Here is a 24,842-nt window from a genome sequence, read left to right on the forward strand (position 1 = left end):
GCCATGATGTCGGCTATCATTTCAGTTGATGCGCGAGACTCTCCGGATTTTCCTTACCAGCGATCGTGCACATGGGGCGCGATGAGCCGGTAATAGACCTCGCGCGTTGCTTCCATCACGTCTTCCGAAATTGCCGGAAGGCCTGCAGCCCGGGCATTGGCCTCTGCCTGCGCGGCATTGCGTGCACCGGGAATGACGACGCTGACCGCGTCGGCCATCAGGATCCAGCGCAGCGCGAAGGCGGCCATCGCGGTGCCGGCGGGCACCAGGGCGCGGATTTCCTCGACAGCTTGCAGGCCGGTCTCGAAGGGCACGCCGGCAAAGGTCTCGCCCACGTCGAAGGCATCGCCCTGGCGGTTGAAGTTGCGATGATCGTCGGCGGCAAAGGCGGTGTCGCGCGTGATCTTGCCGGAGAGCAGACCGCTTGCCAGCGGCACGCGGGCGATGACGGCGACCTGACGGCGGGCGGCTTCCCGGAAGAAGAGCTGCACCGGGCGCTGACGGAACATGTTGTAGATGATCTGCACGCTGACGACGCCGGGATATTCGATCGCCTTCAGCGCTTCCTCGACCTTCTCGACGCTGACGCCGTAGTTGGCGATCTTGCCGGCGGTCTTTATCTCTTCCAGCGCATGGAAGACCTCGGGCCGGTAGTAGACCTCCGTCGGCGGGCAATGCAGCTGCACGAGATCGAGGCGTTCGACGCCGAGGTTCTTCAGGCTGCGATCGATGAAGCCTTCGAGGTTTTCCTTGGTATAGCCATCGGCGACATGCGGGGAAAGCCGGCGACCGGCCTTGGTGGCCACCATCGGGCGCTGGCCGCCGCGGTCCTTCAGCACGTCGGCGATGATCTTTTCCGAGCGGCCGTCGCCATAGACGTCGGCTGTGTCGATGAAGGACATGCCGGCATCGAGCGCGGCGTTGAGGGCGGCGCGGCCGTCCGCCTCGCTGACATCACCCCAGGCGCCGCCGATCTGCCAGGCGCCGAAGCCGATATCCGTGGTGGTGAAACCCGTGCGGCCGAATTTGCGATGTCTCATGAAAATGTCTCCCGGCAAAAATCGTTGTGCCGGGAGGTAGCACTCCGCAGGGAGGCGAACAAGGAAATCGCTTGCGCCGATGGCTCAGACGGGCGTGATTTCTACCAGATAGAAAGTCGCCTTCTCACCCGTCGGGATCACCTCCGCCTTCTGCGCGCCATCGAACACGAGGGCGTCGAGCGGGTGAAGGCCGATCAAGCCCTCGGTGGTGGAAACACCGAGCGGCGAAAGCGCCAGCAGCAGGCGTTTCCCCGTGGTCTCGCGAAGCGCTCTGGCCCCTTCCGCAACCTGGTGCGTCAGCGAATGCCGGAAGGCGCCCCGCCGTGTCATCACGTTGAGGTCGGTGATGGGGCCGCCCGTCAGCCGGGCGGTCGTCAGTGCATCGGCGGGAAAGGCGAGGGGCGCGCAGACCGGCGTCAGCAGCTTGTCGCCGAGCCCCTCGATGGAAAGCGCCACTCCGTCACCGGAAAGGACGGCCAGCGTGCGATCGATGCCGGGGAAGACCGAAAACGGCCCGTCGCTCGCCACCGTCGCCATGCTGACGCGCCAGCCGAAATCCGAAAGGCTGGCGCCTTCCGGATGGACGATCACCTCGACCGTCTCGCCGCCGCCGTTCTTCCACGGCATGCGGCGATGGTCGCTGTTGCGCAGGAGGCGGGCTCCGTTATGCATGTCGTTCTCCCAGAACCGCTGCACACCTTCGGGCGACAAGTATCAGTTGCCGAGAATGCCCGGTAGGCGCAGGCCCTTTTCGCGGGCGCAGTCGAGCGCGATGTCGTAGCCGGCATCGGCGTGACGCATGACGCCGGTCGCCGGGTCGTTCCAGAGAACGCGGCCGATGCGCTCGGCCGCCTCATCCGTGCCGTCGCAGCAGATGACGACGCCCGAGTGCTGCGAGAAGCCCATGCCGACGCCGCCGCCGTGGTGGAGCGACACCCAGGTCGCGCCCGAGGCGGTGTTGAGCAGGGCATTGAGCAGCGGCCAGTCGGACACGGCGTCCGAACCGTCCTTCATCGCTTCCGTCTCGCGGTTCGGCGAGGCGACGGAGCCCGAATCGAGGTGGTCGCGGCCGATGACGATGGGCGCGCTCAGTTCGCCGTTCTTGACCATCTCGTTGAAAGCGAGGCCGAGGCGGTGGCGGTCACCGAGGCCGACCCAGCAGATGCGCGCCGGCAGACCCTGGAAGGCGATGCGCTCCGCGGCCATGTCGAGCCAGTTGTGCAGGTGCTTGTTGTCGGGCAGCAGTTCCTTGACCTTGGCGTCGGTCTTGCGGATGTCCTCCGGATCGCCCGAAAGGGCGGCCCAGCGGAACGGACCAATGCCGCGGCAGAACAGCGGGCGGATATAGGCCGGAACGAAGCCGGGGAAAGCGAAGGCGTTTTCGAGGCCTTCTTCCTTGGCGACCTGGCGGATGTTGTTGCCGTAGTCGAAGGTCGGGATGCCCATGTTCTGGAAGGCGATCATCGCCTCGACGTGCTCGCGCATCGAGGCGCGGGCGGCCTTTTCGACGGACTTCGGATCGCTTTCGCGCTTGGCCTTCCATTCGGCCATCGTCCAGCCCTTCGGCAGGTAGCCGTTGATCGGGTCGTGGGCGGAGGTCTGGTCGGTGACCATGTCGGGGCGGATACCGCGGCGGACCATTTCCGGCAGGATTTCGGCGGCGTTGCCGAGAAGGCCCACGGACTTGGCTTCGCCGGCCTTCGTCCAGCGGTCGATCATCGCAAGCGCCTCGTCGAGCGTGTCGGCCTTTTCGTCGATGTAGCGGGTGCGCAGGCGGAAATCGATCGAGTCCGGGTTGCACTCGACGGCAAGGCACGAGGCGCCGGCCATGACGGCGGCAAGCGGCTGGGCGCCGCCCATGCCGCCGAGACCGCCGGTCAGCACCCATTTGCCCTTGAGGTCGCCATTGTAGTGCTGGCGGCCGGCTTCCACGAAGGTTTCGTAGGTGCCCTGAACGATGCCCTGGCTGCCGATATAGATCCACGAGCCGGCCGTCATCTGGCCGTACATGGCAAGGCCCTTCTTATCCAGCTCGTTGAAATGGTCCCAGGTGGCCCAATGCGGCACGAGGTTGGAATTGGCAATGAGGACGCGCGGGGCATCTTTGTGCGTGCGGAAGATGCCGACCGGCTTGCCGGACTGCACGACCAGCGTCTCGTTGTCTTCCAGATCACGCAGCGACGCGACGATCTTGTCGAAATCGGCCCAGGTGCGGGCGGCGCGGCCGATGCCGCCATAGACGACGAGTTCGTGTGGGTTTTCCGCAACGTTGGGGTCGAGGTTGTTCATCAGCATGCGCAGCGGCGCTTCGGTCAGCCAGCTCTTGGCAGTGCGTTCGGTGCCGGTGGCGGCGCGGACGTCGCGGATGTTGTGGCGGGGATTGTCGGTCATGGCTGGTTCTCCCGGATCAGCGTGTGAGGGTGGAGGCAAGCGCCTCGAGACGGTTCAGGATGTCTTGAAGGGGAATGCGCAGTCTTGCGGCCTTCGCCTCGTCGAGGGCGAAGGGCAGGGCTTCCGTGGCAAGGTGGCTGACCTGCGCAAGCTCCATCTGGATGGCGTGCACGCCCGTCTGCGGCCTGCCGTAGTGGCGCGTCGTCCAGCCACCCTTGAAGCGGCCGTTGAGGATGCTGGTATAGCCTTCGGCCTTGGCGCAGATTTCGAACGTCGCCGTTTCGATCTCCCTGGCGCAGGTGCGGCCCATGTCGGTGCCGACATTGAAATCCGGCAGCCGGCCTTCGAACAGGAAGGGGATCAGCGAGCGGATAGAATGGCAATCATAGAGGATTGCCACGCCGTGGATCGCCTTGACGCGCTCGATCTCGGCGGCAAGGGCCGCGTGGTAGGGCGCGTGGAAATGGGCGAGCCGATAGGCAATGTCCGCCTCGGTCGGCGCCTCGCCGTCCTTCCAGATCGGCTTGCCGTCGAAATCCGTTTCCGGAACGAGGCCTGTCGTGTTCTGGCCGGGATAGAGGCTGACACCATCGGGATCCCGGTTGGCGTCGATGACATAGCGGTGGAAGGTTGCGCGCACCGTCGTCACCTCCGGCAGGAGGCCGGCATAGAGACGCTCGATGTGCCAGTCCGTATCCGCGAGGATACGGCCGTTGTCGTTCAGGCGTTCCCAGATATCGGCCGGGACATCCGTGCCGGTATGCGGGAAGGCGAGAATCACGGGCGATGTGCCCTGCCGGGTTTCGACCAGTGCCACCTCAGGCCTCCAGAACCGGCAGGATGCCCTTGGTGACGGAGGCGGCGAGCGCGCCGGAGGAGACGAAGCTGCTGGCGGCGGCAAGGTCGGGCGCCATGTAGCGGTCCTCTTCCAGCGTGGCGACGACGGTGCGAAGCGCGGCGACGACCTTCTTCAGTTCCGGGCTGGTGACGAGCGGGGCGCGGAACTCAATGCCCTGCGCGGCCGTCAGCGCCTCGATGCCGACGATGGCGGAGAGGTTTTCCGTCATGCGCAGCAGGCGGCGGGCGCCGTGGCAGGCCATGGAGACGTGGTCTTCCTGGTTGGCGGAGGTCGGCGTTGAATCGACCGAGGCCGGATGCGCCATCTGCTTGTTCTCGCTCATCAGCGCGGCCGAGGTGACCTCTGCGATCATCAGGCCGGAATTGAGGCCCGGCTTCTTGGCGAGGAAGGCCGGCAGGCCGAAGGAGAGGGCGGGATCGACCAGCAGCGCGATGCGGCGCTGGGCGATGGCACCGATCTCGCAGGTCGCGATGGCGATCTGGTCGGCGGCAAAGGCGACCGGTTCGGCATGGAAGTTGCCGCCCGAAACGACGCTGTTGTCGGAGAGGACCAGCGGGTTGTCGGTGACGGCGTTGGCTTCGATTTCGAGCGTGCGGGCGGCCGAGCGCAGGAGATCGAGGCAGGCGCCGTCGACCTGCGGCTGGCAGCGGATGCAATAGGGATCCTGCACGCGTTCGTCACCGGTGATGTGGCTTTCGCGGATGACGGAGCCGGCAAGCAGCGCGCGCAGCGCGGAGGCGGCGTCGATCTGGCCCTTGTGGCCGCGCAGCGTGTGGATATCCGGATGGAACGGCGCGGAGGAACCCATGGCGGCGTCGGTGGAAAGCGCCCCGGTGACGAGGGCGGCCTGGGCGGCACGATGAGCGCGGAAGAGGCCGGTCAGCGCCAGGGCGGTCGAGACCTGGGTGCCGTTGATGAGGGCGAGGCCCTCCTTGGCGGCGAGCACGACGGGCTTCAGGCCGGCCTTTTCCAGCGCCTTGCCGCCGGAAAGGCGTTCGCCGGCATAAAAGGCCTCGCCTTCGCCGATCATCACCGCCGTCATGTGGGCGAGGGGGGCGAGGTCGCCGGAGGCGCCAACGGAACCCTGTTCCGGGATGACCGGGATGACGCCCCTGGCCTGCATCGCCTCGATGAGGCGCACGACCTCGATGCGCACGCCCGACGCGCCGCGGCCGAGCGAGACCAGCTTCAGTGCCATGATGAGGCGCACGATGTTTTCGGCGAGCGGTTTGCCGACGCCGCAGCAATGCGACAGGATCAGGTTGCGCTGGAGGGTCGCGACATCGGCCGGCGCGATCTTGATGGAGGCGAGTTTGCCGAAGCCGGTATTGATGCCGTAGACCGGCTCGTCGCCGCCGGCGATTTCCGCGATGCGCGCGGCGGCCTTCTCGATGCCCGCGTCGAAGGACGCGTCGAGCCGGGTGGCTTCGCCGGTCCAGTAGAGGGTTTCAAGGGTCTTGAGGGGCACGGAGCCCGGATGGAGCGTGATCGTCATGGTGCAGTTCCCGATGCAGCCTTGTGCTGCCTGTTGAATGGATCAGTGTCCGCTGCGGATACGGGCATGCAGGGGGTTGAACCCCATGCGGTAGACCAGTTCCGCCGGCCGGCCGATGTCCCAGAGGACGAAATCGGCCCATTTCCCGGCCTCGAGCGTTCCCACCTCGTCGACGAGGCCGAGGGCGCGGGCGGCCTCGCGCGTCGTGCCGGCAATGCATTCCGTGACGGTCATGCCGAAGAGGGTCGCGGCCATGTTCATGGTAAGAAGCAGCGAGGTCAGCGGCGAGGTGCCGGGATTGGCATCGGTCGCAACAGCCATCCGGACACCGTGCTTGCGGAAGAGATCGACCGGCGGCTTCTTCGTCTCGCGGATGAAGTAGAAGGCGCCCGGCAGGATGACGGCGACGGTGCCGGCTTTGGCCATGGCAGCCGCGCCAGCATCGTCGGTGTATTCGAGGTGGTCGGCCGACAGCGCGCCGTAGCGGGCGGCCATTTCCGCGCCGTGGAGGTTGGAAAGCTGGTCGGCGTGCAGCTTTACGGGCAGGCCATGCGCCTTCGCAGCGTCGAAGACCTTTGCCATTTCCTCCGGCGAGAAGGCGATGCCCTCGCAGAAGCCGTCAACGGCGTCGGCAAGCCCTTCGGCCGCGACGGCCGGCAGCATCTCGCCGACGACCTTGTCGATATAAGCCGTCTTGTCGCCGTTCATTTCCGGCGGCAGCGCGTGGGCGCCGAGAAAGGTGGTGCGCACGGTGACGTCGCGCATCTCCGCGATGCGCCGTGCAGCACGCAGGGATTTCACTTCGTTCTCGGTGTCGAGGCCGTAACCGGATTTCAGTTCGACCGTCGTCACGCCCTCGGCGATCAGGGCGTCGAGGCGGGGCAGGGTCTGGCGTACCAGCTCGTCCTCGCTCGCCGCGCGCAGCGCCTTGACGGAGGAGACGATGCCGCCGCCGGCCCGGGCGATCTCCTCATAGGAGGCGCCGGCAAGGCGCAGCTCGAATTCATGGGCGCGGTCGCCGGCATGCACAAGATGAGTATGGCAGTCGATGAGGCCCGGCGTGATCCAGCGGCCCTCGCAGTCGATGGCCTCCGCGGCGGAGAATTCTGCGGGAAGCTCGGCCTCGGGGCCGGCAAAGGCGATGCGGCCGTCGCGGACGGCGATCGCGCCGTTTTCGACGATACCAAGGTCCGGCAGGCTCTCCTTGAGCGTCGCGAGCCGGGCATTGCGCCAGACTCGGGGACTGTCCATTTCCGGTGTCGTCATCGTGATTGCCTCTTCCCTGTGATGAATATAATGTATATACATAATTATGAGAGGCGCAAGAGCCAATTTGCCGGCGCGGCGCCAGGATGCACCATCGGGAGAAGGAACGGGCCATGGCCGTCATTCATGCAAGGCAGGCGCTGCTTACGGGCGGCTGGGCGAGGGATGTTCGTATAGGCATCGTGGACGGCCGCATCGCGACGCTCGAAACCGGTGCCGCGCCGGCGCCGGGCGACGAGCGCCACGACACCATCGTCGCCGGTATGCCGAACCTGCACAGCCACGCCTTCCAGCGCGGTATGGCAGGACTGGCGGAAACCCGTGGGCCCGGCAGCGATTCGTTCTGGAGCTGGCGCAACGTCATGTATCGCTTCGCGCTCGCCATGACGCCCGACGATGTGGAAGCGGTCGCCGGCCAGCTCTATATCGAGATGCTGGAGGCTGGTTATACGCGCGTCGGCGAGTTCCATTACCTGCACCATGACAAGGATGGCGGGCATTATGCCGATATCGCCGAAATGGCCGCGCGCATCGCCGCAGCGGCGTCCGAGACCGGCATCGCGCTGACGCTGCTGCCCGTCTTCTACGCCCATGCCGGCTTCGGCGGCACCGCGCCGGGCGAGGGCCAGCGCCGCTTCATCAACGACCGGCGGTCCTATGGCGCAGTGCTGGAGCGCTGCCGCGCGCTGACCGATACGCTGCCCGCCGGCATCACCGGCGTCGCCCCGCACAGCCTGCGCGCCGTCACGCCGGACGAGCTTTCCGACGTCGTGGCCATGGCCGGCGATGCGCCGGTCCACATCCATATTTCCGAGCAGGTCAAGGAAGTCGAGGACAGTATTGCCTGGTCCGGCCGCCGTCCGGTGGAGTGGTTGCTCGACAACCAGGCGGTCGACGGCCGCTGGTGCTTCATCCACGCGACGCACATGACGGAGGCCGAAACGCGCGGCATGGCGAAGACCGGGGCGATCGCCGGCCTCTGCCCGGTGACGGAGGCCAATCTCGGCGACGGCACCTTCCCGGCACCGGATTTTATGGCTCATGACGGCCGCTTCGGCATCGGCTCGGATTCCAACGTGCTGATCGGCCTGCCGGACGAATTGCGCCAGCTCGAATACTCGCAGCGTCTCGCCCACCGCGCCCGCAACGTGCTGGCCGCCCCCGGCGGTTCGACGGGCCGGGCGCTCTTCGACGGCGCGCTGCTTGGCGGCGCGGCGGCGCTCGGTGCCGAATCGGGCCTTTCGGCCGGGCGTGCCGCCGATTTCGTCAGCCTCAAGGCACGGCATGGTCTCGATCTTGCGAGCGATGCGCTGCTCGACGGCTGGATCTTCGCCAATGGTGCGACGGTCGATTGCGTCTGGGTGAACGGCTGCCGGCAGGTCGAGGGCGGCCGCCATGTGGCACGCGAGGCGGTCGGGCGGCGCTTCACGGCCACCATGCGGGCGCTGGCCGAGGCCTGACGACGTATTGAAAGGCGCCCCCGCCTTTCTTATGACTTTTCCCGACCGGGCGAATCTGCGCCCGGCAAGCGCGGAGGCGACCATTTCCACCGTCGAGGACAACAGGCAGCCCGAGGCCAAGGAGCCGTCGCTGCACCGCCGCATCCTGGAGGATGTGGAGGGCAGGATCCTTTCGGGCGAATGGCCGCCGGGCCACCGCATCCCCTTCGAGCACGAATTGACCGAGCAATACCAGTGCTCGCGCATGACGGTGAACAAGGCGATCACCGAGCTCGTCAAGCGCGGCCTGATCGAGCGCCGGCGCAAATCCGGCAGCTACGTCACCCACCCGCATGCCCAATCCGCGGTGCTCGAGATCCACGACATCCGCCTGGAGGTCGAATCGCTCGGCCTGCCGTATCGCTACGAGCGGCGCACACGGGTTAACCGCGCGGCGAGGGCCGTCGACCGGCGGCTGATGGAGCTTTCCGAATCAGCCCGCCTGACGGACATTTCCGCCCTGCATTTCGCCGGCGCTCAGCCCTTCTGCCTGGAAGACCGCCTGATCAATCTCGAAGCCGTGCCGGAAGCGGCCGAGGAAAGCTTTGACGACATCGCGCCCGGCGCCTGGCTGATCAGCCGCGTGCCCTGGAGCGCCGCCGAACACCGTATCCGCGCGGTCGGGGCCGATGCCCGCGCCGCCGAGCTTCTGGCGATCGCGCCCGGAACGCCCTGCCTCGTCGTGGAGCGGCGCACCTGGAGCGGCGGCCTTTATGTCACCCATGTGCGGCTGACCTATCCCGGCGAGAAACACGAGCTCGTCGCCGAATTCGCCCCCTCGCACCCCAAACAGGGCGCTTGAGGCCTACGCTCCGCCGGCCGCGTGTTCGGCCCGCACGGTGGCATAGTACGGTGCCAGTGTCGGGGCGGCTTCGATCAGCGTATCGAAGGCCGCATCGTCAGCGGTGAGCTGCCCGGCATATTTCTCTTCGACAAAACGGGCATGCAGTGCCTTCGCCGCGTCCGGCAGGCTGCGGATGGCGGTGAAGACGGGGGCGGCGAGACTGCGGCCCTTGACGGTGATCCGGTCGAGTTCGAGCACCGCGAAATCCGCCGACGCCAGCCTGGCCGTGCTTTCGCCGATAAGCAGCGGTACGCCATAGGCCTTGGAGGCGCCTTCGAGACGCGAGGCGAGGTTTACCGCATCGCCGAGCACCGAATAGTCGAATCGCTGCGAGGAGCCCATGTTGCCGACCACGCATTCGCCGGTATTGATGCCGATACCGATGCGCAGCGCATGATGGGTGCTTCCGCTCGCCGCCGCCTCCGCCTGGAGTTTCGCATTCAGCATCGCCATCACGTCGAGCATGTCGAGCGCGGCGGCCACGGCATGCCGGGCATGGTTTTCGTCGTCGAGCGGCGCGTTCCAGAAGGCCATCACACAGTCGCCGATATATTTGTCGATCGTTCCGCCGTGCTTGAGCACGATGTCGGACAGGGGGGTCAGCAGCCGGTTGATCAGCGTCGTCAGCTGCTCCGGATCGTCCTTCATCGTTTCGGCGATGGTGGTGAAGCCGCGCACGTCGCAAAACAGGATGGAGAGCGTGCGCCGCTCGCCGCCGAGCTTCAGCTGCGAGGGGTCGCGTGCGAGGCGCTCGACGAGGGCGGGCGAGAGATATTGCGAGAAGGCGCGCACGATCTCGCGGCGCTGGCGCCGCTCTTCGGCATAGTCGAGCGCCGTCTGGCCGGCTGCGACCAGGAGAAGCGCAATGGTCGGGCCGATGGGTGAAACGAAAAGGTTGGCCTCGCGCATGAACGCGAAGCTGAGGAGAGCGAGGCCGGCGCTTGCGAGGACGCTGAGCACGACCGTCTGCCACCTTGTCGCGCGCCGCACGATCGCCGCCGAAAGCAGGGCGGCGAGCGCGACGGCGGTGATGGCGAGCGGCGTGCCGGCGCGGGTGATCGCCGCGCCGGCGGTGAGATTGTCGAGGATCGTCGCCTGGATTTCGGCCCCCGCCACCAGCCGGCCGGTATGGACGGTATAGGGCGTGGCGAAGGCGTCTGCACCGCCGGAATTGATGACCGGCGCATTCTGTAGGCTGAGGCCGACCACCACCACGCGGCCTCTGAACGTATCCTTCGGCAGCATGTTGTCCGGATCGAGCGCCTGATAGTAGGAGACCGTCGGATAGCTGCGCGCGGGGCCGTAGGATTGCAGGAGCTTGCCCTCTGGCGAGACTGCCGGCGTGCCCGCAATGCGGGCCAGCGCAAGCGCAAAGCCATCCTCGTAGCGCGGCAGGTCGCGGAAGACGCCATCACCGCCGAGCGTGATCGCGGCGATACCGGTCACCGCGCCGGCCTCGGTGAATGCCGGCAGCGGCGTCGTGCGCAGAAGCTGCTCGGCCTGCGGCGTGACGATGACGCTTTCGTCGCCGGCCAGAACGACATCGGGGCCGAGCGTTGCGGCAAAGGCGGCATCGGAGGCCGGGTTGGACGGCTCTGCGAAGATGATATCGACGCCGATCGCCGTGGCGCCGGCCTTGCGCAGGCTTTCGACCAGCCGGCCGTGCAGTTCGCGCGGCCAGGGCCATTGCGCATTGATTTCCGCCAGCGACGGCTCGTCGATCGCGACGACCACCGGTCCGCCGGCCGGCGGGCGCGGATCATCGACGGTGGAGAGATAATCGAAGGCGCGCAGGTCCGCGAGCGACCAGGCCGGCAGCTGTGTCAGGGCAGAGACGAGCGTGATGACTGCAAGGGCCAGAACGACAAGGCGCCGGGTGCGGCGCGACCAGCGGTGAGGAAGGCGCAGTGCCGCGCTCATGCGTGGCTCCGGTTGGCGTGCCGCAAGGCAGCTGGGGTCGGCGGACCGGGAGGCGGGGCGAGGTTCAGCATGCAACCAGAACTCGACATCGCCCCGAAAAAGTCAAGCGGTGTGGAGGGGCGGCCGTTGCTTTCTCAAGGCACTCGGCTATCACGGGACAAGCGCAGCAGGGGCAGACGCGACATGACGGCTTTGGAAACGCGGCAGACCATACTCGAGCGGGCCCTTGACGGCACGCAGGGCATTGCGCTCGAGCATTTCGACCATATCCGCCGCATCAACGACGTCTTCTATGATCAGGTGAAGATTTCCGACCAGAAGGCTGCCTATATCTTCACCTTCATGCTCGCGCTGCTGGTTACCTCCACCGAAAGCCGCGCTGTCTTCACCTGGTCGCGCTATGCGGAAGGCAACCTCACGGCGATCGCCCTTTCCGGCCTGCTCGCCTTCGCGCTGATCTTCTCCATCGTCTCGGCGATTCTCGTCGTGCTGCCGCGCCGGGTCGACAAGGCGACATCGCTGTTCTGGGGGGCCTGGCCGCATCACCGCGAGGGTTTCCGCAAGGCGGCGCATGACCGTGATGTCGGCTATCTCTTCGAACAATACATGCAGAATGCCGATGCGATGGCCTCCATCGCCCGCGACAAGTACCTCTTTGTCGGCTTCGCCTTCCGCGGGCTGCTGATGACGGTCATTGCTTACGTGGCGCTGCTTGCGACGCGCTAGGTTGTTTGTCCTGGCGCGTGGTGACGGGGAACGTCCACCGTCACCTGTCGGACAAACATCCGGGTCTGCTTGCCTCCCAATGTCCAGCGCAAGCGCCGGATCTGATCGCCTTCCTGAGCGATCTGTCGGGCATCATCGCTGATCGTCCGCCTCCCATTGCCGGCGCATGATAAGCGTTGCGACGGCAAGCCGTTCCTCGACGGCGTCCCGTTCGGCAATCAATGTGCGCAGGGCCTCCAGCGCATTGCCGTTGTGAAGGGCGAGGATTTCGGCGGCCTCTTCGCGCACGATGCCGCCCGGTCGTCTCATAACATGCATCATTGCAGCCGCAGCTCCAGCTGCGCCTTGGACTTCAGCACATAGAGAGGCTTGGCGACCGCCTCCAGCTTGCGCTGGAATTCCGCCCTGTGAGCCTGCTGCTTTTCGCGCAGGGCCCGGCAGGCGGCAACTTCGGCCAGGGCGCGTTCAACGGCATCGCTTTGCATCGGTACCTCCATTTGTTCTCTTTATGTTCTTATTTTTGATGGCGGCTGTCAAGCGGTTGTCCAGCACGCATGGGAACACGGCCGAAAGGACAGTGGCGGAGGATGTGGTGGCAATGCCGCGGCGCGTTAGCCGGAAGCGGCGGCGCCGACGAGCTGGCGAAGCGCCTCGCTGTCGCGAAAACAAAGGACCTCTATCGGCTCCTGTTTTCCGGCCAGCATGACGGGGGCGAAGGTGAGGTCGTTCGGTACGCCCGCCGCCATCAGGACCGCCTCCTTCGAGGCGATCAGGGTGGCGCCGAGCTGTTTGGTCTGAGCCTCGAGGCGCGCGGCGACATTGCCGGTATCGCCGAGGAAGGGAGTGCCTTCGAGGCCGCCCGTCCATTCCGTTCCGACAACCGCGACCCCGACATGCAGCCCGATGCCGATGCGCAGCGGCTCGCTCAGTTCCTGCCGCAGCTCCTCGTTCAGGGCGTCGATCCCCTCCCAAAGCCGCAACGCCGCGCGAAAGGCGTCGCGGGCGGCATCATGCGTCGGCCCGTCGGTGCCGAAAACGCTCATGACGCCGTCGCCGGCGATGTTGATGACGTGACCGCCGCTCGCCCGCACCGCCGAGGACACGGCCTTGATGTAGCGTTCGACGATGAAGAAGGTATCGTAGGGCAGGCGGTCGTCGGCAAGGCGCGTGGACTGGCGCAGGTCGACGAAGAGCGCTGCCACTTCCGCCTCCCGCCGGGCGGCCGTCACGGGTCCGAGCTGGCCCTTCGGCAGCTGGGCCGCGGTGGCGGAATGCACGAGCGGCACGACCGTGAGGTCCTGTTCCGGCCGGATCTGGCAGGCGAGTCGCACCGATGGTGGCGCTCCGATGCGCCGCAGCAGGCGCTGCTCGTCACCCGCCGGGGCCGGCAGCGTTTCGCCGCCTGCGGTGATCTCGACACGACAGGTCGAGCAGCGGCCCCGGCCGCCGCAGATGGACGCATGCGGAACGCCGGACCAGCGGCTCGCCTCGAGCACGCTGAAGCCGACCGGAACGGAGACGACGCGCCCGCCCGGATAGGTGATCCGGACCGAATCGAACCGGGTGGCATGCCAGTCGCGCGCCATGCGCAGGATGAAGATGCCGGCGAGCAGCGCGAGATAGCCCATGGTGAGGCGGTTTGCGACGGCATTGGCCTCGGCGGCCGCAAGCGCGGCTGGCGAACCCGGCAGGTCGAGAAGACCGGGCCGCAGGGCCTCCGCGCCCTGGGCCGCGAGATCGCGCATATCGAGGCCGGCATTGATGAAGCCGAGGATCGCCAGCACCGGCAGCAGGGTGGCGAGCGACATCAGGATCGGCACGAAACGCGGATACCAGGGTTTTCCGCGCAGCCAGGCGCGCACACCGAGGCATCCGTGGATCCACACGACGAGGATCAGCAGGAACTGGCGGGGCAGGCCGGCATCGGGGCTGGCGACCCAAAGCGTGTAGACGGTCTTGTCGAAATCGATTCGCGCGCCGTAGACGCCCTTCAGATAGGCGATTGCGCCGGCATGGGCGAAGAGGACGGCCGGAATCGCCAGCCCGAAGACCAGCTGCACCGCATCGACTGCAGGCAGACGCAGATGGCGCCGCCGGTAGAGCGCACGCAGCCCGAGCGACGCATGGATGAGGAGCCCGCCGTAAAGCAGCACCCGTCCCAGCGGGCTCTGCCAAGGATGGAAAAGCACTAGGCTCGCCATATCCATCGCCTCGAGCGAACGAATGCCGAAGGCCTGATTGAGAAGGTGCATCGTGGCGTAGAGGAAAAGGGTGAGGCCCGTCCACAGCCGCAACCGGCGCAAAAACGCCCGGGAGGCCGCCGGGCGTTCGTCGGTTTCGCTGCCAAAACGCTGTCCCGGCGCCACCTTGCCGCTCAAGCAAAATCCCTCATCTGCCAAAAATCCAAAATCCATCCGCGGGATGGCGTGGCGTCCTGCCCGATCTCGTGGCCGATTACCGATACCTGGACATTATCGACGGAACTTTCCGTGTGAAGCCGCTCTTTCCTGAGTCAACTAGTCGCTCGGGTTCCGATTGCAATCGGAATCTGCCGCACCGCAGGACAATTCTCCGCGATCTGCGCAGGGAAACGCGCAGCCTTGGAAAGGCGGGGTAGGGGCAGGCGGAGCTTTGAAACACTGTTTCCCCGCGCGGAGCGCGTTGAATTCTCGGGGAAATTTGAATTCTGGGGGGAAATGGTGGGCGATGAGAGACTCGAACTCCCGACATCCTCGGTGTAAACGAGGCGCTCTACCAACTGAGCTAATCGCCCGCCGCGTTGGTGGCCGTGATCTATGCGGAACCGGATCAAACCGCAAGAGGCAATCGCAAAGTTTTTGCATTTTTTTGAATGCGACCATGAAGATGCCCAAGGCTGTGGAAACATTTTCGGACACGTCATTCTTTTGTCGTGAAACCTGCTTGACACCCAAAGGCGAACCCCTTAGTTAGCCGCTCATCGAACGGCGCAGGCCGCTCGGGACGGATGGTTCGCCTTCCGGACGCTTTCGAGGATGCGGGTGTAGCTCAGTCGGTTAGAGTGCCGGCCTGTCACGCCGGAGGTCGCGGGTTCGAGCCCCGTCACTCGCGCCACTCGAAAGGCCGGACGAAACATGCGGGGCCGCAAGGCCATAAGATGCGCGGGTGTAGCTCAGTCGGTTAGAGTGCCGGCCTGTCACGCCGGAGGTCGCGGGTTCGAGCCCCGTCACTCGCGCCATTCTTCTTTCTCTTCAAGGCATTGCAGCGTTTTTCTCACGTCGCTTCGCCGTGTCCTCCTTTTCAAATCTGTTTCGTTTTCGCGGTAGCCGGGATTCGTGCGGCGCCCTTTCTCGGGCGTCGGATTCGCTCGTTTCGAGCTGCCGTTGTGAGTCGCCATGATTTGCCTTGGTGCCTGACGGCGAATCCTGCCTCCCCGAAAGGAGAGGGCCGGGCAAAAGGGGGGGGTGTCGCTTTGCAGGGCCGATCGGCGGCTCTGTCCATGCTGCCCGATTTCAATGTAAATCGGTAGAAGGAGCGATTTATCAGACTTTTTTCTTCGCAACTGCGGCGAAACGTCCTGCATTGCGGCAGTCGTGAGATCGTAACGATTTAAATGGCTTTGCGGCAGGCATTTGCTGGTCGCCCGGAAAAGAACACAATGAATGGGGCGAAAGCCGGACAAAGCCTTGCGCGGGGGCGCTCACTGCGCTAACGACGGGGCGTTGCAACATACTTTCTCGGCTTGCAGGTCTTGGACCAACAGGCGTCTCTCCGGCGCCACGAGCAGGCAGGATGGACGCCAATGACTGAACTTCTCGGTTCCTATATCCCGATCGCCATCTTCATCGGTATCGCGCTCGTGATCGGCATTGCACTGCTGGTCGCGCCGTTTGCCGTCGCATACAAGGCCCCCGATTCGGAAAAGCTCTCCGCTTACGAGTGCGGCTTCAATGCGTTTGACGATGCGCGCATGAAATTCGATATCCGCTTCTATCTGGTGTCGATCCTCTTCATCATCTTCGACCTCGAAGTGGCCTTCCTCTTTCCCTGGGCCGTCTCCTTCGGCGACATGGGCTGGTTCGGCTTCTGGTCGATGATGATCTTCCTCGGTGTGCTGACCATCGGCTTTATCTACGAATGGAAGAAGGGAGCGCTCGAATGGGAGTAGCCCACACCAACACGACGCTCGTTGCGCCGCAGGCCAAGGGGATCATCGATCCCAACACCGGCAAGCCCATTGGCAGCAACGACGCCTTCTTCGGCGAGATCAACAACGAGCTCGCCGACAAGGGCTTCCTCGTGACCTCGACGGATGAACTCATCACCTGGGCCCGTACCGGCTCGCTGATGTGGATGACCTTCGGCCTTGCATGCTGCGCCGTTGAAATGATGCAGCTGTCGATGCCGCGCTACGACGTCGAGCGTTTCGGCTTTGCGCCGCGCGCCTCGCCGCGCCAGTCCGACGTCATGATCGTCGCCGGTACGCTGACCAACAAAATGGCGCCTGCGCTCCGCAAGGTCTACGACCAGATGCCCGAGCCGCGTTACGTCATCTCGATGGGCTCCTGCGCCAACGGCGGCGGCTACTATCACTATTCCTATTCGGTGGTGCGCGGCTGTGACCGTGTGGTGCCGGTCGACATCTATGTACCAGGCTGTCCTCCCACGGCGGAAGCGCTCCTTTACGGTGTGCTCCTGCTGCAGAAGAAGATCCGCCGGACCGGTACGATCGAGCGTTAAGGGCAGGGGACTTTAGACATGAGCGAAGCCCTCCAGGAGCTTTCCTCCCATATCGGCGAAGCGGCAGGCAATCTCGTCGCCTCCGCCGACATCGCCTATGGCGAACTCACCCTGAAGACGGACGGTGCGCGCATCCTCGATCTTCTGACTTTCCTGCGCGACGACGTGCAGTGCGGGTTCGTCAATCTTATCGATATCTGCGGTGTCGACTGGCCGGCCCGCGCCGAGCGTTTCGACGTGGTCTACCACCTCCTGTCGCCGCGCCAGAATCTTCGCGTGCGCATCAAGGTCGCAACGGGCGAGGACGTGCCTGTGCCCTCTGCTTTCCCGGTCTATCCGGGCGCGGACTGGTTCGAGCGCGAAGCCTATGACATGTACGGCATTCTCTTCACCGGCCATCCGGACCTGCGCCGCATCCTCACCGACTACGGCTTCGAGGGGCACCCGCTGCGCAAGGACTTCCCGACGACCGGCTTCGTGGAAGTGCGTTACGACGACGAGGTCAAGCGCGTCGTGTACGAACCTGTCGAACTGAAGCAGGAATTCCGCAACTTCGACTTCCTCTCTCCCTGGGAGGGCACGGATTACGTGCTGCCGGGTGACGAGAAGGCGAAGACGAACTGATTTTGGGTCAGGCGACCCGATTGGGCGCCGGCTTCTGGAGCAAGCGGCATGAACGAGCACAACGTTCGTAACTTTAACATCAACTTCGGGCCCCAGCATCCCGCGGCGCACGGGGTTCTCCGCCTCGTGCTCGAACTCGACGGCGAAATCGTCGAGCGCGTCGATCCGCATATCGGCCTGCTGCATCGTGGCACCGAGAAGCTGATCGAGACGAAGACCTATCTTCAGGCCGTGCCCTATTTCGACCGCCTCGACTATGTGGCGCCGATGAACCAGGAGCATGCCTTCGCGCTCGCCGTCGAAAAGCTGACGGGCACCGAGGTTCCGATCCGCGGCCAGCTGATCCGCGTGCTCTATTCCGAAATCGGCCGCATCCTCTCGCATCTCCTCAACGTCACGACGCAGGCCATGGACGTCGGCGCGCTGACGCCGCCGCTCTGGGGCTTCGAAGAGCGCGAGAAGCTGATGGTGTTCTATGAGCGGGCCTGTGGCGCGCGCATGCACTCGGCCTATATTCGTCCCGGCGGCGTGCACCAGGACCTGCCGCACGAGCTGGTGGAAGACATCGGCAAGTGGATCGACCCGTTCCTGAAGACCGTCGACGACATCGACGAGCTTCTGACCGGCAACCGCATCTTCAAGCAGCGCAACGTCGATATCGGCGTTGTGAAGCTGGAAGACTGCTGGGCCTGGGGCTTTTCGGGCGTCATGGTACGCGGCTCGGGCGCGGCCTGGGACCTGCGCCGCTCGCAGCCCTATGAGTGCTATTCCGACCTCGATTTCGATATCCCGATCGGCAAGAACGGCGACTGCTACGACCGTTACGTCATTCGCATGATCGAGATGCGCGAAGCGGCCAAGATCATGCGCCAGTGCGTCAACCGCCTTCTGGGCGATGCCAAGGTCGGCCCGGTCTCCTCGATCGACGGCAAAATGGTGCCGCCGAAGCGCGGCCAGATGAAGCGCTCGATGGAAGCGCTTATCCACCACTTCAAGCTCTATACGGAAGGCTACCATGTGCCTGCCGGCGAAGTGTATGCGGCCGTCGAGGCGCCGAAGGGCGAATTCGGGGTCTACGTCGTCGCCGACGGCACCAACAAGCCGTACCGTTGCAAGATCCGCGCACCGGGCTACGCCCATCTTCAGGCGATGGACTTCATCTGTCGCGGCCACCAGCTCGCCGACGTCTCGGCGATCCTCGGCTCCCTCGACATCGTGTTCGGCGAGGTCGATCGCTGATGCCGAAACTAGCCCTTGCCACGCTGATCTTCCTGGGAAGCGCCGCTGTCGCCGGCGCGCAGGAGGACGTGCAGGTCGGTGCGTCCAGCGCCTCCATGGGCCAGCTGGCAAGCCAGGGCTACGAGATCAAGGCGGCGGCGCCGAACGGCAGCCGCTACGTCGTATTCATGCAGAAAGACACGTCGGCCTACGCCTGCGAATTCGTCAACACGACGCAAACGCAGTGCCGGCAGATTAACTGAGACAAGGCGTTACAGAATGTCCGTTCGTCGACTAGCCGATGACAATGTCCAGCCCGCCAGCTTCGCCTTTACCAAGGAGAATGCGACCTGGGCCAAGGCAACGATCAACAAGTATCCGAAGGGCCGCCAGCAATCGGCGGTCATTCCGCTCCTGATGCGGGCGCAGGAACAGGACGGCTGGGTCACCAAGGCGGCGATCGAATCCGTCGCCGGCATGCTCGACATGGCCTATATCCGTGTGCTCGAGGTCGCGACCTTCTACACCCAGTTCCAGCTGCTGCCGGTCGGTACGCGCGCCCATGTCCAGGTCTGCGGCACGACGCCCTGCATGCTGCGCGGCGCGGAAGACCTCATCAACGTCTGCAAGAAGCGCATCCATCCCGAGCCCTTCCATCTCAACGAGACGGGCACACTTTCCTGGGAAGAGGTCGAGTGTCAGGGCGCCTGCGTCAACGCGCCGATGATCATGATCTTCAAGGACAGCTATGAAGACCTGACGGCGACGCAGCTCGAGCACATCATCGACCGTTTCGATGCCGGCAAGGGCTCGACGGTCGAGACCGGCCCGCAGGTCGATCGCATCTTCTCCGCCCCGGTCGGTGGCCTCACCAGCCTCAACGAACCGGAAGCGGCCGCAAAGAAGGCCCCGGCCCGCGCCAAGAAGACCGAGGAGGAAAGCGTCAGCGTTCCCCCGTCGAATGCCGCAAAGCCGAAGACGGATGCCGTCGAGACCGATCCCAAGCTGAAGACGCCGGCAAACGCCAAGGCGGAAGCCGCTGCCAACACCAAGGCGACCGGCGACACGCGCGCCGAAGGTGGCGATGCCGCCGCCAAGCAGCCGGTCGCGGCCGCTGTCGACAAGCCGTCGCTGGAAGACAAGAACCGTCCGGCCGGCATTGCCCGCCCGGAAACACCTGACGACCTCAAGCTCATCTCGGGCGTCGGCCCGAAGATCGAGGGTATTCTCCACGAGCTCGGCATCTTCACCTTCGCGCAGGTCGCGGCCTGGAAGAAGGCGGAGCGCGAGTGGGTCGATTCCTATCTCAATTTCAAGGGCCGCATCGAGCGCGACGACTGGGTCAAGCAGGCCAAGGCTCTCGCCAAGGGCGGCGAAGCGGAATACATCCGCGTCTTCGGCAAGAAGCCGCGGTAAGGCAGGGAACCGATGGCGACATTCGGCAAGAAGGGCATGGAGACCGGTGTCGGGGTTAAAACCCCGACGGCGTCCGTGCGTCTGCCGCAGACCGCCAGTCCGCACCAGGTGTCGGGCGATCGTAGCCGTGTGATGGTGCGTGCGGACGAGCCGCGCGCGGCCAACCCGACGGTCGTCTTCATCGAGAAGCACTGGCCAAAGGCCGTGGGCGTCGGCATGGCGCTGTTTGCGGCCTATTTCAACGTGGTGATGAGCGGCAGGACGGATCCGTTTTCCGTCGTTCTGACATCGCTGCTGGCCGGCCTGTTCTTCTACTGGGTGGCCAACAAGTTCCGCAAGTCGCTGGACGACCTTCATGCCGTCCGCACCAATCCGTTCAAGTCGCCGGCCTATCTGGCAGGTGCGCTTGTCGGGTTCGGCTACTTTGTCTATTCGACATTCCTGGCGCCTTCCGAGGTCCTGGGAGTGGAAGTCGGTGAGCAGACCGCGTTCAAGGACGGACTGCAGACCACCGACATGGGCGCCGTCGCGCTGCTGCTGCTGAAGGCGGCGGGCAGTGCGGTTGCCGGCGGCGTAGCGTTTCAATTCATTGCCAGACGCGTCTTCGGCGCGGGCAATGCCACGGAAAATGGCGGGTAAGAACCATGCTTAAGGACCAGGATCGTATCTTCACCAATATCTACGGTACCAAGGACAAGTCGCTGAAAGGCGCCATGGCCCGGGGTCATTGGGACGGCACGAAGCAGCTGCTTGAAAAGGGCCGCGACTGGATCATCAACGAGGTCAAGGCTTCGGGCCTGCGCGGCCGCGGCGGCGCCGGCTTCCCGACGGGCCTCAAGTGGTCCTTCATGCCGAAGGAATCCGACGGCCGTCCGCACTACCTCGTCGTCAACGCCGACGAATCCGAGCCCGGCACCTGCAAGGACCGAGACATCCTGCGCCACGATCCGCACACGCTGATCGAAGGCTGTGTCATCGCCTCCTTCGCCATGGGCGCCAACGCCGCCTATATCTATGTGCGCGGCGAGTTCATCCGCGAGCGCGAGGCGCTGCAGGCGGCGATCGACGAGTGCTATGACGCCGGCCTTCTCGGCAAGAACAACAAGCTCGGTTACGACATCGACATCTACGTTCACCACGGCGCCGGCGCCTATATCTGCGGCGAAGAGACCGCACTGCTCGAAAGCCTCGAAGGCAAGAAGGGCCAGCCGCGACTGAAGCCGCCGTTCCCGGCGAATATGGGCCTCTATGGCTGCCCGACGACGGTCAACAACGTCGAATCCATCGCCGTGACGCCGACCATCCTGCGCCGCGGCGCCAGCTGGTTCTCCTCGTTCGGTCGCCCGAACAATGTCGGCACCAAGCTGTTCATGATGTCCGGCCACGTCAACCGTCCCTGCACGGTCGAGGAGGCCATGGGCATCTCCTTCAAGGAGATGGTCGAAAAGCACGGCGGCGGTATTCGCGGCGGCTGGGACAACCTGCTTGCCGTCATTCCCGGCGGCGCATCCTGCCCGGTCGTCAAGGCCGAGGACATGATGAACGTGACGCTCGACTTCGACGGCCTGCGCGAGGTGAAATCCTCCTTCGGCACCGGCGGCATGATCGTCATGGACCGCTCGACGGACATCATCAAGGCGATCTGGCGCATCTCGGCCTTCTTCAAGCACGAGAGCTGCGGCCAGTGCACGCCGTGCCGCGAAGGCACCGGCTGGATGATGCGCGTCATGCAGCGCATGGTCACGGGCAATGCGCAGAAGCGCGAAATCGACATGCTGTTCGACGTGACGAAGCAGATCGAGGGCCACACGATCTGCGCCCTCGGCGATGCGGCGGCTTGGCCGATCCAGGGCCTCATCCGCAATTTCCGCCCGGAAATCGAGGCGCGCATCGATCAGTACACGGCCAACGCCATGGCGCATGGCGCCGTGCTGGAAGCGGCGGAGTAAGAGGATGAAGACGCCGGCAGGACAGGATGCGAATGCAACCAGAGTTCAGCCGGCGGAAGCCGGCGGCGGTGATCCCTTCGGGCTCGCACCGTGGCTGAAGGAAATGCCGGATGTGCCGCTGCACCCGCTGATGGCCCACCCGGTGGCGGCAATCGCCGCGACGACCGCGATCGGTTTCGGCATTGCAGGCCAGATGGCAGGCGCAATGCTCGGCCTGATGCAGAGCGCGGCGGAGCGGGCGAAGGTGGTGCTCGACGAGGCCGCGGCGCTGGCGGAGGCGAAAGCGGAGCCCCAGCCGGTCGAACCGGTCAAGGCGAAGCCGGTGCTGACCGTGGTGCCGAAGGCGGAAAAGCCCGCTGTGGCGAAGACGGTGAAGGTGGCGCGCGAGAAGAGTGCGACGCCGAAGACGGTGGAAGTCCGGCCGGCGCGCAAGGCGCCGACGGCAAAGGCCGCCAAGGCTGACGACCTGAAAGCGATTTCGGGGATTGGGCCGAAGCTGGAGCAGGTGCTGAACGGCATGGGCTTCCGGCGGTATGCCGACATCGCGGGCCTCACGCCTGCCGATGTCGCAAGGATCGAAGCCGAACTCGGTTTCGCGGGGCGTATCGCCCGCGACGGCTGGGTGGAGCAGGCAAAGGCGCTGGCGAAGGGCAGGGGGTAATCCCCGCCAGACCCGGCAGATGGAACAAGGGCGTACGGGACGGGCGAAAGCCCCGAGCGGACGCCGGAGAGAATGGCGCTGGCGCGACGCGGGATTTTCCCGGGTCAAAAGCGGGATTGAGATATGGCAAAGCTGAAAGTCGACGGAAAAGAAATCGAAGTCCCGGATCACTTCACGCTGCTTCAGGCGTGCGAGGAGGCCGGCGCCGAGGTTCCGCGCTTCTGTTTCCACGAGCGGCTGTCGGTTGCCGGCAACTGCCGCATGTGCCTCGTCGAGGTGAAGGGTGGCCCGCCGAAGCCGGCGGCTTCCTGCGCCATGAGCGTGCGGGACCTGCGTCCCGGCCCGAACGGCGAAGCGCCGGAAGTCTTCACGACCACGCCGATGGTCAAGAAGGCGCGCGAAGGCGTGATGGAGTTCCTGCTCATCAACCATCCGCTGGATTGCCCGATCTGCGACCAGGGTGGCGAATGCGACCTGCAGGACCAGGCGATGGCCTTCGGCATCGACAGTTCGCGCTACGCGGAAAACAAGCGCGCGGTCGAGGACAAATATATCGGCCCGCTCGTCAAGACGATCATGAACCGCTGCATTCACTGCACGCGCTGCGTTCGTTTCACGACCGAGGTTGCCGGCATCACCGAACTCGGCCTGATCGGCCGCGGCGAGGACGCCGAGATCACCACCTATCTCGAGCAGGCGATGACCTCGGAGCTTCAGGGCAACGTGGTCGACCTCTGCCCGGTCGGTGCGCTGACCTCCAAGCCTTTCGCTTTCACGGCTCGCCCGTGGGAACTGAACAAGACCGAATCGGTCGACGTCATGGACGCCGTCGGCTCGGCGATCCGCGTCGATACCCGCGGCCGCGAAGTTATGCGCATTCTGCCGCGCGTCAATGAAGAGATCAACGAAGAGTGGATCTCCGACAAGACCCGCTTCATCTGGGATGGCCTGAAGACCCAGCGTCTCGACCGCCCGTACGTCCGCAAGGACGGCCGCCTGCAGCCTGCCACCTGGGCCGACGCTTTCGGCGCCATCAAGGCCGCCGTTTCCGCGACCTCCGGTGACCGCATCGGCGCGATCGCCGGTGACCTTGCGTCGGTCGAAGAAATCTACGCGCTGCGTGAACTGATGACCGCGCTCGGCTCGACCAACACCGACTGCCGCCAGGACGGCTCGGTGCTCGACCCGTCGCTCGGTCGCGCCAGCTACCTGTTCAACCCGACCATCGAAGGCATCGAGCAGGCCGATGCGCTGCTCATTGTCGGCGCCAATCCGCGCCTCGAGGCCGCCGTGCTCAACGCCCGCATCCGCAAGCGCTGGCGCATGGACAATTTCCCGATCGGCGTGATCGGCGAGCAGGGCGAACTGCGCTACGGCTACGACTATCTCGGCGCCGGCACGGACACGCTCTCCGGCCTCCTCGACGGCTCCGTCAAGTTTGCCGCCAAGCTGAAGAAGGCCGAACGCCCAATGATCATCGTCGGCCAGGGCGCGCTGTCGCGTCCCGACGGCCTCGCCGTCCTCTCGGCCGTCTCCGCGCTGGCGGAGAAGGTCGGTGCGGTGAAGGCGGACTGGAACGGTCTTGCCGTTCTCCACACCGCAGCCGCGCGCGTCGGCGGCCTCGACCTCGGCTTCGTGCCGGGCGAGGGGGGCAAGACGGCGGCCGACATGCTCACCGGCACGGACGTCGTGTTCCTGCTCGGCGCGGACGAAATGAACTTTGCCGGCAAGACCGCCTTCACCGTCTATATCGGCTCGCACGGCGACAATGCGGCGCATGTCGCCGACGTCATCCTGCCGGGCGCGACCTACACCGAAAAATCCGGTACGTGGGTCAACACCGAAGGCCGTGTCCAGATGGGCAACCGCGCTGGTTTTGCGCCGGGCGACGCCCGCGAGGACTGGGCGATCCTGCGCGCGCTTTCCGACGTGCTCGGCAAGAAACTGCCTTTCGATTCGCTCGTCCAGCTCCGGGCGAAGCTCTACGAGGCCCACCCGCATTTCGCTGCGATCGACGAGATTGCGGCGGGTGAAACCGCCGATCTTTCCGCACTTGCGAAAAAAGGCGGGACGATGGCGAATTCCGGGTTTGCGTCTCCGATCAAAGACTTCTATTTGACGAACCCGATAGCGCGCGCCTCCGCGGTCATGGCCGAATGCTCGGCGCTTGCCCGCAACAATTTCAAAGCCGCGGCGGAATGAGCGCGAAGGAATA

At 65.1% G+C, this 24,842-nt stretch carries 24 protein-coding genes and 3 tRNA genes; 15 read left to right on the forward strand and 12 right to left on the reverse strand.

Annotated features, from left to right (window positions below; all coding sequences use genetic code 11):
* Positions 1 to 53 precede the first annotated feature (53 nt).
* The 6 genes from AKG11_RS04025 to hutI all read right to left on the reverse strand — a co-directional run bounded on the left by AKG11_RS04025 (position 54) and on the right by hutI (position 7,051).
* Complete coding sequence (locus tag AKG11_RS04025) at positions 54 to 1,040, reverse strand: aldo/keto reductase (protein ID WP_050743030.1); 987 nt, start codon at positions 1,038 to 1,040, stop codon at positions 54 to 56.
* A gap of 84 nt (positions 1,041 to 1,124) precedes the next feature.
* Positions 1,125 to 1,712, reverse strand: coding sequence for a HutD/Ves family protein (locus AKG11_RS04030; protein ID WP_050743031.1), 588 nt, complete (start codon positions 1,710 to 1,712; stop codon positions 1,125 to 1,127).
* A gap of 42 nt (positions 1,713 to 1,754) precedes the next feature.
* Positions 1,755 to 3,431 carry a urocanate hydratase gene (hutU, locus tag AKG11_RS04035; RefSeq protein ID WP_050743032.1) on the reverse strand — a complete coding sequence of 559 codons (1,677 nt, stop codon included), beginning with the start codon at positions 3,429 to 3,431 and terminating at the stop codon, positions 1,755 to 1,757.
* 16 nt (positions 3,432 to 3,447) lie between these two features.
* On the reverse strand, positions 3,448 to 4,248 hold the full coding sequence (gene hutG / locus AKG11_RS04040) for an N-formylglutamate deformylase (protein ID WP_050743033.1): 801 nt from the start codon (positions 4,246 to 4,248) through the stop codon (positions 3,448 to 3,450).
* A 1-nt stretch (position 4,249) separates the two neighbouring features.
* Positions 4,250 to 5,785 (reverse strand): histidine ammonia-lyase, encoded by a 1,536-nt coding sequence (gene hutH / locus AKG11_RS04045; RefSeq protein WP_050743034.1) that lies wholly within the window; start codon positions 5,783 to 5,785, stop codon positions 4,250 to 4,252.
* 42 nt (positions 5,786 to 5,827) lie between these two features.
* Complete coding sequence (gene hutI / locus AKG11_RS04050) at positions 5,828 to 7,051, reverse strand: imidazolonepropionase (RefSeq protein ID WP_050743035.1); 1,224 nt, start codon at positions 7,049 to 7,051, stop codon at positions 5,828 to 5,830.
* A gap of 113 nt (positions 7,052 to 7,164) precedes the next feature.
* On the opposite strand from hutI, the gene AKG11_RS04055 reads away from it, so the two are divergent.
* Together AKG11_RS04055 and hutC are read left to right on the forward strand one after the other, a co-directional pair.
* Positions 7,165 to 8,511, forward strand: coding sequence for a formimidoylglutamate deiminase (locus AKG11_RS04055; RefSeq protein ID WP_050743036.1), 1,347 nt, complete (start codon positions 7,165 to 7,167; stop codon positions 8,509 to 8,511).
* A gap of 31 nt (positions 8,512 to 8,542) precedes the next feature.
* Positions 8,543 to 9,352, forward strand: coding sequence for a histidine utilization repressor (gene hutC, locus AKG11_RS04060; RefSeq protein ID WP_082342327.1), 810 nt, complete (start codon positions 8,543 to 8,545; stop codon positions 9,350 to 9,352).
* 3 nt (positions 9,353 to 9,355) lie between these two features.
* Here hutC and AKG11_RS04065 read toward each other — a convergent pair whose 3' ends face one another.
* Complete coding sequence (locus AKG11_RS04065; protein ID WP_050743037.1) at positions 9,356 to 11,314, reverse strand: CHASE2 domain-containing protein; 1,959 nt, start codon at positions 11,312 to 11,314, stop codon at positions 9,356 to 9,358.
* A 183-nt stretch (positions 11,315 to 11,497) separates the two neighbouring features.
* Between AKG11_RS04065 and AKG11_RS04070 the strand changes: the two genes are divergently transcribed.
* Positions 11,498 to 12,040: a Pycsar system effector family protein gene (locus AKG11_RS04070; protein WP_050743038.1), complete on the forward strand. Its 543-nt coding sequence runs from the start codon at positions 11,498 to 11,500 to the stop codon at positions 12,038 to 12,040.
* A 132-nt stretch (positions 12,041 to 12,172) separates the two neighbouring features.
* Here AKG11_RS04070 and AKG11_RS04075 read toward each other — a convergent pair whose 3' ends face one another.
* From AKG11_RS04075 to AKG11_RS04085, 4 genes are all read right to left on the reverse strand, one after another.
* Positions 12,173 to 12,349 carry a hypothetical protein gene (locus AKG11_RS04075; RefSeq protein WP_156032026.1) on the reverse strand — a complete coding sequence of 59 codons (177 nt, stop codon included), beginning with the start codon at positions 12,347 to 12,349 and terminating at the stop codon, positions 12,173 to 12,175.
* An 8-nt stretch (positions 12,350 to 12,357) separates the two neighbouring features.
* Positions 12,358 to 12,525, reverse strand: a complete 168-nt coding sequence (locus tag AKG11_RS34385) for a hypothetical protein (protein ID WP_023511902.1) — start codon at positions 12,523 to 12,525, stop codon at positions 12,358 to 12,360.
* Between the two features lie 126 nt (positions 12,526 to 12,651).
* Positions 12,652 to 14,418: an adenylate/guanylate cyclase domain-containing protein gene (locus tag AKG11_RS04080; RefSeq protein WP_050743039.1), complete on the reverse strand. Its 1,767-nt coding sequence runs from the start codon at positions 14,416 to 14,418 to the stop codon at positions 12,652 to 12,654.
* Positions 14,419 to 14,737: 319 nt separating this feature from the next.
* Positions 14,738 to 14,813 (reverse strand) — tRNA-Val (locus tag AKG11_RS04085).
* 243 nt (positions 14,814 to 15,056) lie between these two features.
* On the opposite strand from AKG11_RS04085, the gene AKG11_RS04090 reads away from it, so the two are divergent.
* Together AKG11_RS04090 and AKG11_RS04095 are read left to right on the forward strand one after the other, a co-directional pair.
* Positions 15,057 to 15,133, forward strand: a tRNA-Asp gene (locus AKG11_RS04090).
* A 47-nt stretch (positions 15,134 to 15,180) separates the two neighbouring features.
* Positions 15,181 to 15,257: transfer RNA gene (locus AKG11_RS04095), tRNA-Asp, on the forward strand.
* Here the strand turns inward: AKG11_RS04095 and AKG11_RS34390 are convergent.
* Entirely contained in the window at positions 15,246 to 15,602 is a 357-nt protein-coding gene (locus AKG11_RS34390; RefSeq protein WP_156334058.1) for a hypothetical protein, read from the reverse strand. The genes AKG11_RS04095 and AKG11_RS34390 overlap by 12 nt on opposite strands.
* Before the next feature lie 219 nt (positions 15,603 to 15,821).
* Here AKG11_RS34390 and AKG11_RS04100 point away from each other — a divergent pair, with 219 nt between their 5' ends.
* From AKG11_RS04100 to nuoG, 10 genes are all read left to right on the forward strand, one after another.
* A complete protein-coding gene (locus AKG11_RS04100) occupies positions 15,822 to 16,187 on the forward strand; it encodes an NADH-quinone oxidoreductase subunit A (RefSeq protein WP_024270867.1) in 366 nt (121 codons plus the stop codon).
* A complete protein-coding gene (locus AKG11_RS04105; RefSeq protein WP_023513873.1) occupies positions 16,178 to 16,759 on the forward strand; it encodes a NuoB/complex I 20 kDa subunit family protein in 582 nt (193 codons plus the stop codon). Before AKG11_RS04100 ends, AKG11_RS04105 begins: the two co-directional genes overlap by 10 nt.
* Before the next feature lie 18 nt (positions 16,760 to 16,777).
* The gene (locus AKG11_RS04110; RefSeq protein ID WP_023513872.1) at positions 16,778 to 17,383 is read left to right on the forward strand and encodes an NADH-quinone oxidoreductase subunit C; all 606 of its coding nucleotides are present in this window, start codon (positions 16,778 to 16,780) and stop codon (positions 17,381 to 17,383) included.
* Between the two features lie 48 nt (positions 17,384 to 17,431).
* Positions 17,432 to 18,622, forward strand: coding sequence for an NADH-quinone oxidoreductase subunit D (locus tag AKG11_RS04115; protein ID WP_023513871.1), 1,191 nt, complete (start codon positions 17,432 to 17,434; stop codon positions 18,620 to 18,622).
* On the forward strand, positions 18,622 to 18,864 hold the full coding sequence (locus AKG11_RS04120; RefSeq protein WP_050743040.1) for a hypothetical protein: 243 nt from the start codon (positions 18,622 to 18,624) through the stop codon (positions 18,862 to 18,864). The genes AKG11_RS04115 and AKG11_RS04120 overlap by 1 nt, the downstream gene beginning before the upstream one ends.
* 16 nt (positions 18,865 to 18,880) lie before the next feature.
* Positions 18,881 to 20,017 carry an NADH-quinone oxidoreductase subunit E gene (locus AKG11_RS04125; protein ID WP_050743041.1) on the forward strand — a complete coding sequence of 379 codons (1,137 nt, stop codon included), beginning with the start codon at positions 18,881 to 18,883 and terminating at the stop codon, positions 20,015 to 20,017.
* Positions 20,018 to 20,029: 12 nt separating this feature from the next.
* A complete protein-coding gene (locus tag AKG11_RS04130) occupies positions 20,030 to 20,656 on the forward strand; it encodes a hypothetical protein (RefSeq protein ID WP_050743042.1) in 627 nt (208 codons plus the stop codon).
* Between the two features lie 5 nt (positions 20,657 to 20,661).
* Positions 20,662 to 21,966, forward strand: a complete 1,305-nt coding sequence (nuoF, locus tag AKG11_RS04135; protein WP_050743043.1) for an NADH-quinone oxidoreductase subunit NuoF — start codon at positions 20,662 to 20,664, stop codon at positions 21,964 to 21,966.
* Between the two features lie 4 nt (positions 21,967 to 21,970).
* Complete coding sequence (locus AKG11_RS04140) at positions 21,971 to 22,627, forward strand: hypothetical protein (protein WP_050743044.1); 657 nt, start codon at positions 21,971 to 21,973, stop codon at positions 22,625 to 22,627.
* Positions 22,628 to 22,750: 123 nt separating this feature from the next.
* Positions 22,751 to 24,829 carry an NADH-quinone oxidoreductase subunit NuoG gene (nuoG, locus tag AKG11_RS04145; RefSeq protein WP_050743045.1) on the forward strand — a complete coding sequence of 693 codons (2,079 nt, stop codon included), beginning with the start codon at positions 22,751 to 22,753 and terminating at the stop codon, positions 24,827 to 24,829.
* Positions 24,830 to 24,842 lie beyond the last annotated feature (13 nt).

The organism is Shinella sp. SUS2, assembly GCF_001262505.1.
Classification (GTDB): Bacteria; Pseudomonadota; Alphaproteobacteria; order Rhizobiales; family Rhizobiaceae; genus Shinella.